Here is a 17,326-nt window from a genome sequence, read left to right as displayed (position 1 = left end):
TGTGGCATGTGAGGGCCGGGCCTAGCGTCGACGTCATGACATCGCACCCCGCCGCATCCGCAACCGCCGCACTTCCCCGGGTCGCCTTTCTCGGCCTCGGGCTCATGGGCACACCGATGGCGCACCGGCTGCTCGACGCCGGACTGCCGCTGACCGTGTGGAACCGCACCGCCGCCCGCGCCGAGCCCTTCGCCGCCCGCGGCGCCACCGCGGCCGCCACCGCCGCCGGGGCCGTCGAGGGCGCCGACGTCGTGGTGATGATGCTCGCCGACCCCGCGGCGGTGGCGTCCGTGGTCGGCGAGATCGCCGGTGCCCTGCGGCCCGGCACCGTCCTGGTCGACACCTCGAGCATCGGCCCCGACGCGGCGAGGGCGGCCGCCGCGCGCCTGCCGCGGGGCGTGGCCTACGTGGACGCGCCCGTGATGGGCAGCGTCGACCGGGCGGCCGCCGGCGAGCTGCTGATCCTGGCCGGCGGCGAGACCCGGCCGGTCCTCCCGGTGCTCGCGCACCTCGGCAAGGTCCGCGAGTGCGGCGGCGTCGGCTCGGGCGCCGCGCTCAAGCTGGTGCTCATCAACGCGGTGATCGGCGGTGTCGTGCTGACCGCCGAGGCCATGGCGCTCGGCCGGGCGCTCGGGCTGGACGACGGCCTGGTCACCGACGGCCTGGCCGCCAGTCCCCTGGGGCCGCTGCTCCAGCGGGTGCTGACCACCACGGCGCACTTCCCGCTGGAACACGCCGCCAAGGACGTGCGCCTCGCGGCCGCGGCGGCCGACCTGCCGCTGGCGCGCACCGTCCTGGAGCGGCTCACCTCGCACCCGGGGCCGGCCGGCGCGGACCTGGCGCGGATCGCGGACCTGCCTGCCGGGGAGGCGGTGCGCGGGTAGGCCCGGGTCCAGGGCCTACGCTGAGGGGATCATGTACCGATTCAGCACCCCCTGGGGCGACCTCGACCTGACGCGCTACCCGGCGGAGCCGCGCGAGCAGTTGCGGGCGTGGGACGCCGCTGACGACTACCTGCTGCGGCACCTGGCGGCGACGGAGCCCGTGCCGGGCGGCACCACCGTGGTGCTGGGGGACCGGTGGGGCGCGCTGGCCACCGCGCTCGCCGAGCGCGAACCGGTCCAGGTCTGCGACTCCTTCCTCGGGCAGCAGGCGACCCTGGCGAACCTGCGCAGGATCGGCGCCGAGGACCGGGTGCGGCTGCTGTCCGCCCGGGAGAGCTGGGCGACGTGGGGCGCCGAGGGGGGTCCGCCGCGGCGCGTCGACCTGCTGCTGGTCCGGGTGCCCAAGAGCCTGGCGCTGCTGGAGGACCAGCTGCGCGCGCTCGCCCCCGCCGTCCACGGCGGCACCGTCGTGGTCGGCACCGGCATGGTCACCGAGATCCACACCTCGACCCTCGCCCTGTTCGAGCGCATCCTCGGCCCGACCGTCACCTCGCTGGCGGTCCGCAAGGCCCGGCTGATCCACTGCACGCCCGACCCCGACCTGCCCCGCACCCGCGGCCCCTGGCCGCTGCGCTACGCCCTGCCGGACGGCATCGGCCCGATGTCGGGGCGTACGGTCACCAACCACGCCGGCATCTTCTGCGCCGACCGGCTCGACGTCGGCACCCGGCTGCTGCTCGCCCACCTGCCGCGCAGGCAGGGACCCGACCGGGTGATCGACCTGGGCTGCGGCAACGGCGTCGTCGGCACGGCCGCGGCGCTCGCCAACCCCGACTCCGACGTCCTGTTCACCGACGAGTCGTACCAGGCCGTCGCCTCGGCGGAGGCGACCTTCCGGGACAACGCGGACCCGGCCACCGCCGCGCAGTTCCTGGTCGCGGACGCGGCGACCGGCGTACCGGCGGGCAGCGCCGACCTCGTACTGAACAACCCGCCCTTCCACTCCCACCGCGCCACCAGCGACAGCAGCGCCCGGCGGATGTTCGCCACCGCCCGGGCGGCGCTGCGCCCCGGCGGCGAGCTGTGGGTGGTCGGCAACCGCCACCTGGGCTACCACGTGCAGCTGCGGCGGATGTTCGGGAACTGCGAGGTGGTGGCGTCCGACCCGAAGTTCGTGGTGCTGCGCGCGGTCAGGCGGCCGCCCCGGGCGCGCTGAGCCGGGGCGCGCGGGACGGGGGCCGGGTCACGTGGCCTCGACGGCCGCCTTGATCCGGCCGGCGAAGGCGTCCGCGTCCCTGCGGGCGGCCAGCAGGGCGAGGCCGACCAGGAGCTTCCCCGCCCCGTGGCCCTCCAGGACGTTGAAGACGGTCACCCGGGTGCCGCCGCCGGGCAGCCGCTCCAGGTCGTAGCCGCCCTCCTTGGACGTCACGGTGTTCCTGGACAGCTCGGTCCAGCGGATCGTGACCGGCTCGACGAACTCGCTGATCCTGAACTCGCGCCTGGTCGTCATGCCGGCGTCCTTGACGGTGCTCGCGTAGACGGTGCCGACTCCGGTGGGGCCGTCGGTGGTCTTGGCGATCTCCTGGACCCGCGGGCTGAACCTCGGGTCGTTGGTGCCGTCGGCGAGGAAGGCGAAAACCTCCTCGATGGGGCGGTCGATCTCGGCTGTTCCCTCGAACCTGCCGGCCATGGATCCTCCTGTACGGGCGTCCGCCCCCTCTGCTGACGTGCGGGCATCGTCCCAGAACAGCCCGGGCGAGGGCGGCAGGCTCGCGAGGCGGGCACCGAACGGGCGAGCGCCACCCCGGCGGCGCTACCGCGACGCGGCCGGCCGCACCCCGGCGGCGACCGTGCACGCCGAGACCAGCCCCGCCAGCGGCACCGCCAGGTGCCCCGCCGGAGTACAGGCCAGCACGGCCAGCGCGCCGATCGGCAGGACCAGGTGCTGCGCCAGGCCGGTCTTGAAGTGCCGGGTGTGCACCGCCCACACCGTGATCATGAAGACGGCCGTGGGGATCGTGACGCAACCGGCCGCGGCGCGCGCCGACAGGTCGGTGTGGTGGGTGATCTGCTCCACCACCACCTCGATGCCCGCGCCGATCGCGGCGGCCGAGCCCAGCACGGCGTAGTGGCCGTAACCCCACACGAACGACTGCCGGTTGGAGGTCAGGTGCTGGTGGATGGGTACGGCGAAGTAGTTCCAGTAGGCCGCGAAGACGATCAGCAGCCCGCCGGCCGCGACCGGCAGCAGCAGGTCGAGGGCGGCGGACTCGTCGAGCGCGGACTGCACCGCGACCGTGGCCGCCGAGATCGACTCGCCCAGCACGATGAGCGTGAACAGGCCGTACCGCTCGGCGATGTGGTGCGGATGCCAGGAGGTGCGCCGCACGTGTTCCGCGTAGGCCGGCACCGCGAGCTCCGCCACGACCAGCAGCAGGAAGCCGCCGATCCACAGGGAGCCGGGCAGCAGGACCAGGCCCACCCAGCCGAGCTGCACCACGACCAGGCCCGCCGCGTAGCGCAGCGCGACCGTCCGCTCCGGCCCGGTCTCGCCGGACGCCGCCCGCAGCCACTGGAAGGTCAGCGCCAGCCGCATGATGAGGTAGCCGACGACGGCGACGGTGTAGTCGGCGTCGTCGAAGGCCCGCGGCACACCGGCGGCGAGCACCAGGACGCCGGACATCTGCACCAGCGTGACGATCCGGTAGAGGACGTCGTCGGTGTCGTACGCGGACGCGAACCAGGTGAAGTTCATCCAGGCCCACCAGATGGCGAAGAAGATCAGCAGGTAGCCGCTGATCCCGTGCCCGGGGTGTCCCCCGGTGAGCGCGTGCACCAGCCGCGAGCCCGCCTGCGCGACCGCCACCACGAAGCACAGGTCGAACAGCAGCTCAAGCGGTGTCGAGGCGCGGTGCGGCTCGGTCCTGCTGCGCGCCCTTATCCGCACCCGCGCGACAACCGCCCTGCCGTGGCCCGCTCCCGTGGGGGTCGTCTCGTCCATTTGCGCGCCGCACTCCTTCACCGCTCAGCCGTCGGACGCGATTCTCGCCGACCCGGCCGTTCGCGCGGAACCGTGGCGCGATCAGACCTTTGCATAAAAGTGCGGGTCGCCGTATAGTCATGCCATTGACGAGGAGGGTTCGATGGAAGTGCGAGCGGCGGTTGCCGGGGCGAGCGGGTATGCGGGCGGTGAGGTGCTGCGGCTGCTGGCCGGGCATCCCGAGGTCGAGATCGGGGCGGTGACCGCGCACTCCAGCGCCGGGCAGCGGCTCGGCGGGGTGCAGCCGCACCTGGTGCCGCTGGCGGACCGGGTGCTCCAGGACACCTCCGCCGAGGTGCTCGCCGGGCACGACGTGGTCTTCCTCGCGCTGCCGCACGGGCAGTCCGCGGCGGTGGCCGAACAGCTCGGCCAGGACGTGCTCGTGGTCGACATGGGCGCCGACTTCCGGCTGCAGGACGCGGCGGACTGGGAGCGCTTCTACGGCTCGCCGCACGCCGGCACCTGGCCGTACGGACTGCCCGAGCTGCCCGGTGCGCGCACCGCGCTGGCCGGGACCCGGCGGATCGCCGTCCCCGGCTGCTACCCCACCGCCGTATCGCTCGCGCTCGTCCCCGCCTACGCCGCCGCGCTCGCCGAGGACGAGGCGGTCGTCGTCGCCGCGTCCGGCACCTCGGGCGCGGGCAAGGCCGCCAAGCCGCACCTGCTGGGCTCGGAGGTCATGGGGTCGATGAGCCCGTACGGCGTCGGCGGCGGCCACCGGCACACCCCGGAGATGATCCAGAACCTCAGCGCCGCGGCCGGCACCCGGGTCGGCGTCTCCTTCACGCCGACGCTGGCGCCGATGCCCCGCGGCATCCTCGCCACCTGCACCGCCAAGGCACGCCCCGGCGTCACCGCCGCCGAGGTGCGCGCGGCGTATGAGAAGGCCTACGCCGACGAGCCGTTCGTCCACCTGCTGCCGGAGGGCCAGTGGCCCGCGACCGCGTCGGTGTACGGCTCCAACGCCGTCCACCTCCAGGTGGCCTACGACCAGGACGCCCACCGGATCATCGCGATCAGCGCCATCGACAACCTGACCAAGGGCACCGCGGGCGGCGCGGTGCAGAGCATGAACATCGCCCTCGGACTGCCCGAGGCGACGGGTCTTCCCATGATCGGAGTCGCTCCATGAGCGTGACCGCAGCGAAAGGATTCCAGGCGGCGGGTATCGCCGCGGGGATCAAGGCGAACGGCAACCCGGACCTGGCCCTCGTGGTCAACTCGGGGCCGCGCCGCGCCGCCGCGGGCGTCTTCACCTCCAACCGGGTGAAGGCCGCGCCCGTGCTGTGGTCGGAGCAGGTCCTCAAGGGGGGTGCGGTGACCGCCGTCGTCCTCAACTCCGGCGGCGCCAACGCCTGTACGGGACCGCAGGGCTTCCAGGACACCCACGCCACCGCCGAGCGGGCCGCCGAGGTGCTGGGCCACAGCGCGGGCGAGATCGCGGTGGCCTCCACCGGCCTGATCGGCGTGCTGCTGCCGATGGACAGGCTGCTGCCCGGCATCGGGCAGGCTGCGGCCGAACTGTCCGAGCACGGCGGTGAGAAGGCCGCCATCGCCATCAAGACCACCGACACCGTCCACAAGACCGCGGTGGCCGGCGGCGCGGGCTGGACCGTCGGCGGCATGGCCAAGGGCGCGGGCATGCTCGCGCCGGGCCTGGCCACCATGCTGGTGGTGCTCACCACCGACGCCGACCTGGACACCCCGACGCTGGACAAGGCGCTGCGGGACGCCACCCGGGTGACCTTCGACCGGGCCGACTCCGACGGCTGCATGTCGACCAACGACACCGTGCTGCTGCTGGCCTCCGGCGCGTCCGGCGTCGTCCCCGGCTACGACGAGTTCGCCGACGCGGTCCGCACCGTCTGCGCCGACCTGGCCAGGCAGCTGATCGGGGACGCCGAGGGCGCGAGCAAGGACATCAGGATCGAGGTCGTCAACGCGGCCAGCGAGGACGAGGCGGTCGACGTCGGCCGCACCATCTCCCGCAGCAACCTGCTCAAGTGCGCGATCCACGGCGAGGACCCCAACTGGGGCCGGGTGCTGTCCGCGATCGGCACCACCTCCGCCGCCTTCGAGCCGGACCGGCTCAACGTCGCCATCAACGGCGTGTGGGTGTGCAGGAACGGCTCGGTCGGCGACGACCGCGACCTGGTCGACATGCGCTTCCGGGAGGTCGTGATCACCGCGGACCTGGCCGCGGGCGACGCGTCGGCGGTGATCTGGACCAACGACCTCACCGCCGACTACGTCCACGAGAACAGCGCGTACAGCTCATGACGGCGCGCAAGCACTCGGCCCTGCCCAAGGCGCAGGTGCTCATCGAGGCCCTGCCCTGGCTGACCCGGCACAACGGCCGGGTCGTGGTGATCAAGTTCGGCGGCAACGCCATGGTCGACGAGGAGCTGAAGGCCGCCTTCGCGCAGGACGTGGTCTTCCTGCGGCAGGCCGGCCTCAAGCCGGTCGTCGTGCACGGCGGCGGCCCGCAGATCAACGCGGCGCTCGACCGGCACGGCCTGGTCAGCGAGTTCAAGGCCGGGCTGCGGGTCACCACGCCCGAGGCGATGGACGTGGTCCGGATGGTGCTGGCCGGGCAGGTGCAGCGGGAACTGGTCGGGCTGCTCAACCAGCACGGCCCGCTCGCGGTCGGCCTGACCGGCGAGGACGCGCACACCATCACCGCGGTCAAGCACTTCCCGACGATCGACGGCGAGCCGGTCGACATCGGCCGGGTCGGCGAGATCACCGCCATCGACACCGGCGCGATCGAGGCGCTGCTCGCCGACGGCCGAATCCCGGTGGTCTCCTCGATCGCACGGGCCGCGGACGACGGGCACATCTACAACGTCAACGCCGACACCGCCGCCGCCGCACTGGCCGCGGCGCTGGGCGCCGAGACGCTGATGGTGCTCACCGACGTCGAGGGGCTCTACGAGGACTGGCCGCACAGCGACGACGTGATCAGCCGGCTCACCGCCACCGAGCTGGAGAAACTCCTGCCCGACCTGTCCAGCGGCATGGTCCCGAAGATGCGCGGCTGCCTGTACGCGGTACGCAACGGCGTGCACACCGCCCGGGTCATCGACGGCCGGGTCCAGCACTCGATCCTGCTGGAGATCTTCACCGACGAGGGCATCGGCACGATGGTCGTCCCCGACGACCCGCGGCCGCCCGCCCCGCAGCACACGACAGAGTACGTACCCGAGCAGGCAGCCGCAGAAGGGGGAGTACGGTGACCGGCACCACGGACATCACCAGCACGGCCACGACCGGCAACGAGGCGCTGGCCACCCGCTGGCAGGGCGCGCTGATGGACAACTACGGCCTGCCCCGGGTGCCGCTGGTACGGGGTGAGGGCGCGCGGTTCTGGGACGCCGACGGCAAGGTCTACCTGGACTTCCTCGGCGGTATCGCGGTCAACTCGCTGGGCACCGCCCACCCGGCGGTGGTCGAGGCGGTGACCCGGCAGGTCGGCTCGCTCGGGCACGTCTCCAACCTCTTCATCGCCGAGCCGCCGATCGCCGTCGCCGAGCGGCTGCTCCAGCTGTTCGGCAGGTCAGGGCGGGTCTACTTCAGCAACTCCGGCGCCGAGGCCAACGAGGCCGCCTTCAAGATCGGCCGGCTCACCGGCCGCACCCGGATGGTCGCCACCGACGGCGCCTTCCACGGCCGGACGATGGGCGCCCTCGCGCTGACCGGCCAGCCGAAGAAGCAGGCCGGCTTCGCGCCGCTGCCCGGCGAGGTCGTCCACGTGCCGTTCGGCGACGTGGCGGCGCTGCGGGCGGCCGTCGGCACCGACACCGCGCTGGTGATCATCGAGCCGATCCAGGGCGAGAACGGCGTGGTCCTGCCGCCGGCCGGCTACCTGCGGGCCGCCCGGGAGATCACCGCGGCGACCGGCACCCTGCTGGTGCTGGACGAGGTGCAGACCGGCATCGGCCGGACGGGCCACTGGTTCGAGTGCCTGGCCCAGGGCGTCGAGCCCGACGTGGTGACACTGGCCAAGGGCCTGGGCGGCGGGCTGCCGATCGGCGCGACCGTCGCCTTCGGGGCCGCGGCCGAGCTGCTCACCCCCGGTGCGCACGGGTCGACCTTCGGCGGCAACCCGGTGGCCTGCGCCGCCGCGCTCGCCGTGCTCGACACCATCGAGACCGAAGGGCTGCTCGACCACGTCAAGCGGCAGGGCGAGAAGCTGCGGGAGGGGATCGAGGCGCTGCGGCACCCGCTGGTCGATCATGTGCGCGGCGCGGGCCTGCTGATCGGTATCGTGCTCACCGAGCCGCTGTCCGCACCGATCCAGCAGGCGGCTCAGGACGCCGGACTCCTGGTGAACGCCGCCGTGCCCGACACGGTACGGCTCGCTCCGCCGCTGATCGTCGGCGACGACGAGACGGACGCGTTCCTCCGGGTGCTGCCCGGCGTCCTCGACCAGGTGTGGCAGGCGAACCAGCAGAACCGGGCAGCCCGGGGCACCGCCGGAGTCCGGGGGACAGACGGAGAATGACGCGACGATGAGCGAGGCCCAGCAGCACGGCGGCGGCCAGGCCGTACCGCAGACCCGTACGGCCCGGCACCGCAGGATCGTGGACATCCTCGGCCGGCAGCCGGTGCGGTCCCAGAGCCAGCTCGCCAAGCTGCTCGCCGACGACGGGCTGAGCGTCACACAGGCGACGCTCAGCCGCGACCTGGACGAACTGGGCGCGGTCAAGATCCGCACCAACGACGGCGAGCTGATCTACGCCGTCCCCTCCGAGGGCGGGTTCCGCACCCCGCAGGCGCCGCTCGGCGAGTCGGTCAAGGAGGAGCGGATGCGGCGGCTGGCGGGTGAGCTGCTGATCTCCGCCGAGGCCTCGGCCAACCTGGTGGTCGTGCGTACTCCGCCAGGCGCGGCACAGTTCCTCGCGTCGGCCATAGACACCGCGGAGGTCTACGACATCCTCGGTACGATCGCCGGTGACGACACCGTCGTCCTGATCAGCCGGGACCCCACCGGCGGCCAGAAGCTCGCCGACCACCTGCTGCGCCTCGCCCAGGGCGAGGTCTAGCTCCCCCCACCCGCACTCCCTATACCACCGTAGGACACGCTGACCTGCGGTTTTGACGAAGCATACGGTGGAGTGCATACTTATACGAGTCAGCGTATGCACCGTAAGGAGAGACCCGTGACCGAGCGCGTCGTACTCGCCTACTCAGGCGGCCTTGACACCTCCGTCGCCATCGGCTGGATCGCCGAGGAGACCGGCGCCGAAGTCATCGCCGTGGCCGTGGACGTCGGCCAGGGCGGGGAGGACCTGGACGTCATCCGCAAGCGCGCCATCGCCTGCGGTGCCGTCGAGGCCGAGGTCGCGGACGCCAAGGACGAGTTCGCCGAGGAGTACTGCCTGCCGGCGATCAAGGCCAACGCGCTCTACATGGACCGCTACCCGCTGGTCTCCGCGCTGTCCCGGCCCACCATCGTCAAGCACCTGGTCGCGGCCGCCCGCAAGCACGGCGCCGACACCGTCGCCCACGGCTGCACCGGCAAGGGCAACGACCAGGTCCGCTTCGAGGCCGGCATCTCCTCGCTCGCCCCCGAGCTGCGCTGCATCGCGCCCGTCAGGGACTACGCGATGACCCGGGACAAGGCCATCGCCTTCTGCGAGGCCAACAACCTGCCGATCGCCACCACCAAGAAGTCGCCGTACTCCATCGACCAGAACGTCTTCGGGCGGGCCGTGGAGACCGGCTTCCTGGAGGACATCTGGAACGCGCCGATCGAGGACGTCTACGAGTACACGCAGAACCCGGCCACCCCGCGGGAGGCCGACGAGGTCGTCATCAGCTTCCGCAAGGGCGTCCCGGTCGCGATCGACGGCCAGGAGGTGACCGTCCTGGAGGCGATCCAGCTGCTCAACGTGCGGGCCGGCGCCCAGGGCATCGGCCGGATCGACATGGTCGAGGACCGGCTGGTCGGCATCAAGTCGCGGGAGATCTACGAGGCTCCCGGCGCGATCGCGCTGATCACCGCCCACCAGGAGCTGGAGAACGTCACCGTCGAGCGGGAACTCGCCCGCTACAAGCGGCAGGTCGAGCAGCGCTGGGGCGAGCTGGTCTACGACGGCCTGTGGTTCTCGCCGCTCAAGCGGGCGCTGGACGGCTTCATCGCCGAGGCCAACGAGCACGTCACCGGCGACATCCGGATGGTCATGCACGGCGGCCGGGCCGTCGTCAACGGCAGGAAGTCCGGCGAGTCGCTCTACGACTTCAACCTCGCCACCTACGACACCGGCGACACCTTCGACCAGTCCCTGTCCAAGGGCTTCATCGAGATCTTCGGCATGTCCAGCAAGATCGCCGCCAAGAGGGACGTGACACTGTGACCGCCGACGCGAAGAGCAGCAAGCTGTGGAGCAGCCGGTTCGCCGACGGGCCCTCCGCGGCCCTGGAAGCGCTGTCGGCCTCCGTCCACTTCGACTTCCGGCTCGCGCCCTACGACATCGCCGGCTCCCGCGCGCACGCCCGCGCCCTCTACCGGGCCGAGCTGCTGACCGCGGACGAGCTGGACCGGATGATCGCCGGCCTCGACGCGCTGGAAGCGGACGTGGCCGCCGGCGACTTCACCGGCACCATCGCCGACGAGGACGTGCACACCGCACTGGAACGCGGCCTGGTGGAGCGCCTCGGCGCGGAACTGGGCGGCAAGCTGCGGGCCGGCCGGTCGCGCAACGACCAGATCGCCACCCTCTTCCGGATGTACCTGCGCGACCACGCCCGCACCATCGGCGGCCTGGTCGCCGACCTGCAGGACGCGCTGGTCGGCCTCGCCGAGGCGCACCCGGACGCCGCGATGCCCGGCCGCACCCACCTCCAGCACGCCCAGCCGGTGCTGTTCGCGCACCACATGCTGGCGCACGTCCAGTCGCTGTCCAGGGACGCCGAGCGGCTGCGCCAGTGGGACGAGCGCACCGCGGTGTCGCCCTACGGCGCCGGCGCGCTCGGCGGGTCCTCGCTCGGCCTCGACCCCGAGGCCGTCGCCCGCGACCTGGGCTTCGAGCACGGCTCGGTCGGCAACTCGATCGACGGCACCGCCTCGCGGGACTTCGCGGCCGAGTTCGCCTTCGTCACCGCGATGATCGGCGTGAACCTGTCGCGGATCGCCGAGGAGGTGATCATCTGGAACACCAAGGAATTCTCCTTCGTGACCCTGCACGACGCCTTCTCCACCGGCTCGTCGATCATGCCGCAGAAGAAGAACCCGGACATCGCCGAACTGGCCCGCGGCAAGTCCGGGCGGCTGATCGGCAACCTCACCGGGCTGATGGCCACGCTCAAGGCGCTGCCGCTGGCGTACAACCGGGACCTCCAGGAGGACAAGGAGCCGGTCTTCGACTCCTGCGACACCCTTGAGGTGCTGCTGCCGGCGTTCACCGGAATGATGGCCACCCTGACGGTGCACACCGAGCGGATGGCGCAGCTGGCACCCGCCGGTTTCTCGCTCGCCACCGACATCGCCGAGTGGCTGGTCAAGCAGGGCGTGCCCTTCCGGGTCGCGCACGAGGTCGCGGGGGAGTGCGTCAAGGTCTGCGAGGCCGAGGACATCGAGCTGCACGAGCTGACCGACGAGCAGTTCGGCAAGATCTCCCCGCACCTGACGCCCGAGGTCCGCGACGTGCTCGACGTGCGGGGCGCGCTGGCCTCCCGCAGCGGCCGCGGCGGTACGGCGCCGAGCGCGGTCGCCGTCCAGCTCGCCGAGGTCAAGGCCGACCTGGCGGTCCAGCACGACTGGGCGGCCAGGGCCGGCAGCCAGGCTCCGGGCACCGCCGGGACTCAGTCCCGGTAGACAGCGGGAGGCGGCCCGAAGGTGGTGCCGTCTCCCAGCCAGTCGCGCGCGAGCTTCTCCAGCGAGCCGTCCTGCCGCATCTGCTCCAGGACCCCGTTGACGAACCGCACGAAGTCCACCTGCCGCGGCTGCATGGCGATGCCGTGCGGTTCCGCGGTGAAGCGCGGGCCGATCAGCTTGGTGTTCGGGTCCTGCCGCTGCAGGCCGATCAGGATGGTGTCGTCGGTCGAGACCGCGTCCACCTGGCCCAGCTGCATGAGCATCAGGCAGTCCGTCCAGTCCTTGACGCCCACCGCGACCACCGGGTGCTCCTTGAGCCCCCTGAGGGTGTCGATGGAGGTCGTGCCCGACGCCGCGCACACTTTCCGGCCGCCGAGGTCGTCGATGGACTTCGCCGTCGAGTCCTTGGGTACCAGCACCCGCTGGCCGGCGTCCATGTAGTCGCTGGAGAAGGCCACGCTCTGCCAGCGCTCGCAGTTGATCGTCATCGAGTCGATCACGATGTCGACCGGGTCCTTCTGCAGCAGCACCGGAATGCGCTGGGCCGAGGTGATGGTGCGGAACTGGATGCGGTCGGGACGGCCGAACAGCGCGGTCGAGACCCGCTTCAGCAGCTCGATCTCGTAGCCGTCGAGCTGCCCGGTCAGCGGGTTGCGGTAGCCGAACAGATACGAGTTCTGGTCCACCCCGGCGATCAGCCGGCCGCGGGCCACGATCCCCGCCATCGTCGACTTCGCCGGCATGTGACCCGGTTGCGGCAGCGCCCCCGCCGGCCGGTAGCTCCGCGGGGTCGCGCCGCACCGCGTGGCGTCCGCCGGCCGCGCCGAGGACTGCGGCACCTGACCGGGGGCGGCGGTCCGCTGCTCCCGCTCCGGAGTTCCGCCGCCCGACGAGCAGCCCGTCAGCAGTACCGCCGCGAGAGCCGCAGCCACCGTCCCGTACCGTAAGCCACCGCGCACCGCAGCCCCCCTGACACCGGGTCCCGTCCTGTGCAACGGACGACGCCGGTGATCTCCCCGCGGTTCCTGCCGCCGCGCCGCACGCGCGGCGGGCTGTCCGCCGGGGCGGCCGTCAGGCGGCCTTGGCCTTGGTCGCGTAGATGTCGACGTACTCCTGGCCGCCGAGCCGCATGACCTCGCTCATGACCTCGTCGGTGACGGCCCGCAGGACGTAGCGGTCGCGGTCCATGCCCTCGTAGCGGGCGAACTCCAGCGGGCTGCCGAAGCGGATGGTGACCGGGGCGATCCGCAGCATGCCGGAGCCGCCGGGCTGCACCTTGTCCGTGCCGATCATCGCGAACGGCACCACGGGGGCGCCGGTCATCAGGGCCAGCCGGGCGACACCGGTGCGGCCGCGGTAGAGCCGGCCGTCGGGGGAGCGGGTGCCCTCGGGGTAGATGCCGAAGATCCGGCCCTCCTCCAGCACCCGGCGGCCGGTCATCAGCGCCGCCACCCCGCCGTGCCCGCCGTCCCGGTCCACCGGGATCATGCCGCAGGTGGTGAAGAACCACGCCATCAGCCGGCCCTTGACGCCCTTGCCGGTGACGTACGCGTCCTTGCCGATGAAGTAGACCTGCCGCTCCACCACGAGCGACAGGAACAGCGAGTCGACGAAGGTGACGTGGTTGCCGGCCACGATCACCGGACCGTCGCCCGGGATGTTCGCGAGACCCTCGACCCGGGGGCGGTACAGGACCCGCATCAGCAGTCCGAGAATCGCCTTGAGCACGCTGCGGGACAACGCATTCCTCCGGTTCACGCGGTGGGGCGGCCGGACCTACCGGCCCGTACGTACACGAGGACGATACTTCCGGGAGGGGCGCCGCCGCACGTCGGGTTCACGGAGATGCCACGCGGTGTTGACCTGAGTTACGGATGTGTTCCGTCCGGCGTCGGACGCAGTCAAGCTGCTCGCGGCACGATGCGTGCATGACGGATGACCAGCACACGACCGGCCCCGGCAGGCGCACCCTGCTGTCCGCGGCAGCCCTCGGCGCGGGCGGCGCGGTGATCGGCACCGCGGGCGCGGCGCAGGCCCAGCCCTCCGGCGGCACGGGCAAGGGGCACGGGGGCGCCCCGAAGCTGCCGGTGCCGACCATCGTCGGCCACCGCGGCAGCGCAGGCTACCGCCCCGAACACACCTTCGGATCGTACGAGTACGCGCTGGCGATCGGCGCGGACGTCGTCGAGCAGGACGTCGTACCCACCAGGGACGGGCACCTGGTGTGCCGCCACGAGCCGGAGATCGGCGGCACCACCGACGTCGCCGACCACCCCGAGTTCGCCGGCCGCAGGACCACCAGGACCATCGACGGCACCGCCACCACCGGCTGGTTCACCGAGGACTTCACCCTCGCCGAGCTGAAGCGGCTGCGTGCCGTCGAGCGGCTGCCCGCCGTCCGGCCGCACAACGCGATCTACAACGGCCGTTGGGACATCCCCACCTTCGCCGAGGTGCTGGAGTGGGCCGACAAGGAGGGCCGCAGGCGCGGCAGGCCGGTCTGGCTGCACACCGAGACCAAGCACCCCACCTACTTCCGCGGCATCGGCCTGCCGCTGGAGGAGCGGCTGGTCGCGCTGCTCAAGCCGTACGGCAGGCACCGCGCCGACGCCCCGCAGTTCCTGCAGTCCTTCGAGGCGCAGAGCCTGCAGCGGCTCGGCCGGCTGGGCGCGGCCGCGACCAAGGTCTTCCTGCTCAACGGCCTGACCTCGCAGCCCTGGGACTTCATCGTGGCCGGCGACAAGCGGACCGTGGCCGACCTGGTCACCCCCGAAGGGTTGCGCTGGATCGCCGGGTTCGCGCAGGGCATCGGCCCGACCACCGACGTGATCATCCCGCGGGACGCGTCGGGCAAGCTGCTCGAACCCACCGCCGTGGTCCGGGACGCGCACCGGGCGGGACTCGTCCTGCACCCCTTCACCGCCCGCAACGAGAACCAGTTCCTGCCGGCGGACTTCCGGGTCGGCACCGACCCGAACGCCTACGGCGACCCGATCGCCGCGTTCAGGACCTGGTTCGCCACCGGTATCGACGGCCTGTTCACGGACAACGCCGACACCGCGGTGCTGGCCCGCGAGGACTACTGGGCCTCGTGAACCGCACGGGCCGCGTGCACTCCATGAGGTGAACACGGCCGCGCCGGGCATCCGCCCGGCGCGGCCGGCGTGCGGAGCCGGATATGCACGTGCCCATGGACACCGCCGCATTCACTGCCGCCGTTACCGTCACCGCCGCCACCGCGCTGCCCGCCGGGTACGCCTTGCTGCTCGCGGCCGAGGCCGCCGCCTACGCGCTGCCGGGGACCGGGATCGAGGCCGCCGACCTCGAACAGGCCGTCTGGCTGCGGCTGCTGGAACACGACGGGCCGCCCGCCGACCCGGTCGACTGGATGCGGGCCGCGGTCCGCGCCGAGGCGCTGGCCTGCGACGTGCGGCGGCGCTGCGAGCGCCCGTACGCCGACCAGGACGCGGGACCGCCGCCCCGACTGCCGCATCCGGCGGGCGACATCGCGGACCGGGTGATCGCCGCGGACGCCGTGCGAGCGGTCCTGGCGGCCGTCCGCACGCTGCCGGGGCGCTGCCCGCAGGTGGTACACGCTCTGATGTCCGGTTCTGACCCCACATACCGGCAAATCTCCCGGGAGTTGGGAATCTCACAGGGCAGTCTGGGGCCGCTGCGCTCGCGGTGTCTGGGGTGTCTGCGATCCATCCTGAATTCGAGGGTTGGATCCCCGGTGAGACGGGGTAATGCACGGTAAACAGTCAGTGGCAGTGGGCACCCTCGGCACGCCCGGACGGGACTGAGACGGGTAGCGCTCAGGCGGTACCCCACCGGAATCTTTGTGCGATCATCGGCGCCACGGAGGCGGCGCACACCCGCACCAACTCCGGTCAGGCACACGTCCCGGGCGCATACCTCACCCTCAAACTGCCCGGACGGATTCGAAGGGGAGGCCTGCGCGCATGGGCATGAGCGTGACCATCTCTACGGCGGAGTCGAGCGACGCCGAGAAGATCCTGAAACTCCAGTACCTCTGCTACCAAAGTGAAGCCGAGCTGTACGGCGACTACAGCATCGAACCGCTGACCCAGACCCTGGAGGACCTGCGTGCCGAACTGTCGGGGGGCTGCGTGCTGGTGGCGCGCCTCGGCGAGGAGGTCGTCGGTTCCGTGCGGGGTGCCGTCGACGACGACGGCACCGCCAGGATCGGCAAGCTGATCGTGCATCCGCGCCTGCAGCGGCACGGCCTGGGCGGGCGTTTGCTGCACGCCCTGGAGGACCGGCTCGCGGCGGAGGCGGAGGCCAAGCGGTACCGGCTGTTCACCGGGCACCGCAGCGAGGTCAACCTGCGGATGTACCGCAAGCTCGGCTACGAGCAGGTCGGTGTGGCCGAGCCGGTCACCCGCAGGCTGAGCCTGGTCACCATGGAGAAGTCCGCGGAGACCGCCGGCTACGCAGCGACCGCGTGAACGTCACGGCGTGAACGTCACGGCCGGGGTGCGGCACTCTCCTGGGTGCCGCGCTCCGGCCGGCCTGCCTCGCGCAGCCACAGCAGGCCCATGACCGGCAGGATCAGCGGCAGGAAGACGTAGCCGACGCCGAAGTCGGACCAGACCGTCGCGTCGGGGAAGGCCGAGGAGTCGGCCACCGTCAGCACGCCGACCGCGATCACCCCGATCAGCTCGGCCGAGCAGGACACCAGGGCGATCCTGCGGGCCTGGTCGCCGCCCCGCCACAGAGCCACGGTGATCACCGCGTAGACCACGCCGGCCGCGAGCGACAGCACGTACGCCAGCGGCGCGTCCGAGAACTTGGTGCTGATCTGCACGATCGAGCGGGACAGCGCGGCCACCGTGAAGACGCCGTAGAACCACAGCAGCAGCCGGCCCGGCCCCTGCCCGAGCCGCCTGCCGCGGGGCCCGGCGGCGGGCTCCCCGGGTGCCGCCGTTGTCTGCTGCTGCGCCATCGCCGTGTCCTCCGTGCCGTCCGCGGTGCTCTCGTCAGCCATTGCCGGCTCCCCAGATCTCGTGCAGCCGCAGTTCGAGCACGGCCAGGATCACACCGCCGGCCGCCACGACCGCCGAGCCCCAGCGGCTGCGCTCGGTCAGCGACATGAGGGCCGCCAGCGGAATCGTGCAGGCCGCGCCGATCAGGTAACCGACGAAGGTGGCCACCCCGTGGTCGGGGCGGTCGCCCTGTCCGAGCTGCACCAGCCCCACCGCCAGCTGGACCAGCGCGGCGAGCGCGACCACGGCCATGCCGATGAAGTGCCAGTCGTTGGTCGGCTCGTCGCGGTACGCGGCGTAGGCGCACCACACCGCGAGCAGCAGTGCCGTGACCGTGACCGTGAGGGTGACCGCGTCGAGCATGCGCCGACTTTATTACGGACCGTCCGGCCGCCGGTCCGCCACCCCCGCCCTCGGGCGCCGCCACCGGTGGCCCCGGCGGTCCCGGCGGCCGGAAGGGGCGGCTCCGGGGCTGTGAAGTCACCATGTCGACGCTGTGTCCGCATAATGAACAAGTCGCCCGGATTTCGGAACCGGTCGGGATGTCTGGTTTACTGGGGTCCATGACCACGACGAA

General features: G+C 72.3%; 18 protein-coding genes. 12 read left to right on the top strand and 6 right to left on the bottom strand.

Annotated elements, in window-relative coordinates:
- Positions 1–35 precede the first annotated feature (35 nt).
- Together NFU81_RS26875 and NFU81_RS26870 are read left to right on the top strand one after the other, a co-directional pair.
- On the top strand, positions 36–884 hold the full coding sequence (locus NFU81_RS26875; protein ID WP_251494904.1) for an NAD(P)-dependent oxidoreductase: 849 nt from the start codon (positions 36–38) through the stop codon (positions 882–884).
- A gap of 31 nt (positions 885–915) precedes the next feature.
- Complete coding sequence (locus NFU81_RS26870) at positions 916–2,100, top strand: methyltransferase (RefSeq protein WP_251494902.1); 1,185 nt, start codon at positions 916–918, stop codon at positions 2,098–2,100.
- 27 nt (positions 2,101–2,127) lie between these two features.
- Here NFU81_RS26870 and NFU81_RS26865 read toward each other — a convergent pair whose 3' ends face one another.
- The gene (locus tag NFU81_RS26865; RefSeq protein WP_251494899.1) at positions 2,128–2,574 is read right to left on the bottom strand and encodes an SRPBCC family protein; all 447 of its coding nucleotides are present in this window, start codon (positions 2,572–2,574) and stop codon (positions 2,128–2,130) included.
- Between the two features lie 123 nt (positions 2,575–2,697).
- Positions 2,698–3,885: a low temperature requirement protein A gene (locus NFU81_RS26860; RefSeq protein WP_251494896.1), complete on the bottom strand. Its 1,188-nt coding sequence runs from the start codon at positions 3,883–3,885 to the stop codon at positions 2,698–2,700.
- Between the two features lie 142 nt (positions 3,886–4,027).
- On the opposite strand from NFU81_RS26860, the gene argC reads away from it, so the two are divergent.
- From argC to argH, 7 genes are all read left to right on the top strand, one after another.
- On the top strand, positions 4,028–5,056 hold the full coding sequence (gene argC, locus NFU81_RS26855) for an N-acetyl-gamma-glutamyl-phosphate reductase (RefSeq protein WP_251494893.1): 1,029 nt from the start codon (positions 4,028–4,030) through the stop codon (positions 5,054–5,056).
- The gene (argJ, locus tag NFU81_RS26850) at positions 5,053–6,204 is read left to right on the top strand and encodes a bifunctional glutamate N-acetyltransferase/amino-acid acetyltransferase ArgJ (RefSeq protein WP_251494890.1); all 1,152 of its coding nucleotides are present in this window, start codon (positions 5,053–5,055) and stop codon (positions 6,202–6,204) included. The genes argC and argJ overlap by 4 nt, the downstream gene beginning before the upstream one ends.
- Positions 6,201–7,160: an acetylglutamate kinase gene (argB, locus tag NFU81_RS26845; RefSeq protein ID WP_251494887.1), complete on the top strand. Its 960-nt coding sequence runs from the start codon at positions 6,201–6,203 to the stop codon at positions 7,158–7,160. The genes argJ and argB overlap by 4 nt, the downstream gene beginning before the upstream one ends.
- Positions 7,157–8,428 (top strand): acetylornithine transaminase, encoded by a 1,272-nt coding sequence (locus tag NFU81_RS26840; protein ID WP_274037523.1) that lies wholly within the window; start codon positions 7,157–7,159, stop codon positions 8,426–8,428. Before argB ends, NFU81_RS26840 begins: the two co-directional genes overlap by 4 nt.
- 7 nt (positions 8,429–8,435) lie before the next feature.
- Positions 8,436–8,969, top strand: coding sequence for an arginine repressor (locus NFU81_RS26835; protein ID WP_205045655.1), 534 nt, complete (start codon positions 8,436–8,438; stop codon positions 8,967–8,969).
- 117 nt (positions 8,970–9,086) lie between these two features.
- Positions 9,087–10,283 (top strand): argininosuccinate synthase, encoded by a 1,197-nt coding sequence (locus NFU81_RS26830; protein ID WP_251494885.1) that lies wholly within the window; start codon positions 9,087–9,089, stop codon positions 10,281–10,283.
- Positions 10,280–11,743: an argininosuccinate lyase gene (gene argH / locus NFU81_RS26825; RefSeq protein WP_251494882.1), complete on the top strand. Its 1,464-nt coding sequence runs from the start codon at positions 10,280–10,282 to the stop codon at positions 11,741–11,743. The genes NFU81_RS26830 and argH overlap by 4 nt, the downstream gene beginning before the upstream one ends.
- Here the strand turns inward: argH and NFU81_RS26820 are convergent.
- Together NFU81_RS26820 and NFU81_RS26815 are read right to left on the bottom strand one after the other, a co-directional pair.
- Complete coding sequence (locus NFU81_RS26820; protein WP_251494879.1) at positions 11,731–12,675, bottom strand: glutamate ABC transporter substrate-binding protein; 945 nt, start codon at positions 12,673–12,675, stop codon at positions 11,731–11,733. The genes argH and NFU81_RS26820 overlap by 13 nt on opposite strands.
- A gap of 139 nt (positions 12,676–12,814) precedes the next feature.
- Positions 12,815–13,483 carry a lysophospholipid acyltransferase family protein gene (locus tag NFU81_RS26815; RefSeq protein ID WP_251494877.1) on the bottom strand — a complete coding sequence of 223 codons (669 nt, stop codon included), beginning with the start codon at positions 13,481–13,483 and terminating at the stop codon, positions 12,815–12,817.
- 188 nt (positions 13,484–13,671) lie between these two features.
- On the opposite strand from NFU81_RS26815, the gene NFU81_RS26810 reads away from it, so the two are divergent.
- From NFU81_RS26810 to NFU81_RS26800, 3 genes are all read left to right on the top strand, one after another.
- Positions 13,672–14,838 (top strand): glycerophosphodiester phosphodiesterase, encoded by a 1,167-nt coding sequence (locus NFU81_RS26810; RefSeq protein ID WP_251494874.1) that lies wholly within the window; start codon positions 13,672–13,674, stop codon positions 14,836–14,838.
- 95 nt (positions 14,839–14,933) lie between these two features.
- Complete coding sequence (locus NFU81_RS26805) at positions 14,934–15,500, top strand: RNA polymerase sigma factor (RefSeq protein WP_251494872.1); 567 nt, start codon at positions 14,934–14,936, stop codon at positions 15,498–15,500.
- A 205-nt stretch (positions 15,501–15,705) separates the two neighbouring features.
- Positions 15,706–16,212, top strand: a complete 507-nt coding sequence (locus tag NFU81_RS26800; protein WP_251494869.1) for a GNAT family N-acetyltransferase — start codon at positions 15,706–15,708, stop codon at positions 16,210–16,212.
- A 17-nt stretch (positions 16,213–16,229) separates the two neighbouring features.
- Here the strand turns inward: NFU81_RS26800 and NFU81_RS26795 are convergent, their stop codons facing one another.
- Together NFU81_RS26795 and NFU81_RS26790 are read right to left on the bottom strand one after the other, a co-directional pair.
- Positions 16,230–16,709: a hypothetical protein gene (locus NFU81_RS26795; RefSeq protein WP_251494986.1), complete on the bottom strand. Its 480-nt coding sequence runs from the start codon at positions 16,707–16,709 to the stop codon at positions 16,230–16,232.
- Positions 16,710–16,743: 34 nt separating this feature from the next.
- Complete coding sequence (locus NFU81_RS26790) at positions 16,744–17,112, bottom strand: hypothetical protein (RefSeq protein ID WP_251494866.1); 369 nt, start codon at positions 17,110–17,112, stop codon at positions 16,744–16,746.
- Positions 17,113–17,326 lie beyond the last annotated feature (214 nt).

Source organism: Actinacidiphila cocklensis (assembly GCF_907177275.1).
Lineage (GTDB): Bacteria > Actinomycetota > Actinomycetes > Streptomycetales > Streptomycetaceae > Actinacidiphila > Actinacidiphila cocklensis.
Note: the sequence above shows the minus strand (reverse complement) of the source record. Positions and strands in the feature narration are given on the sequence as shown.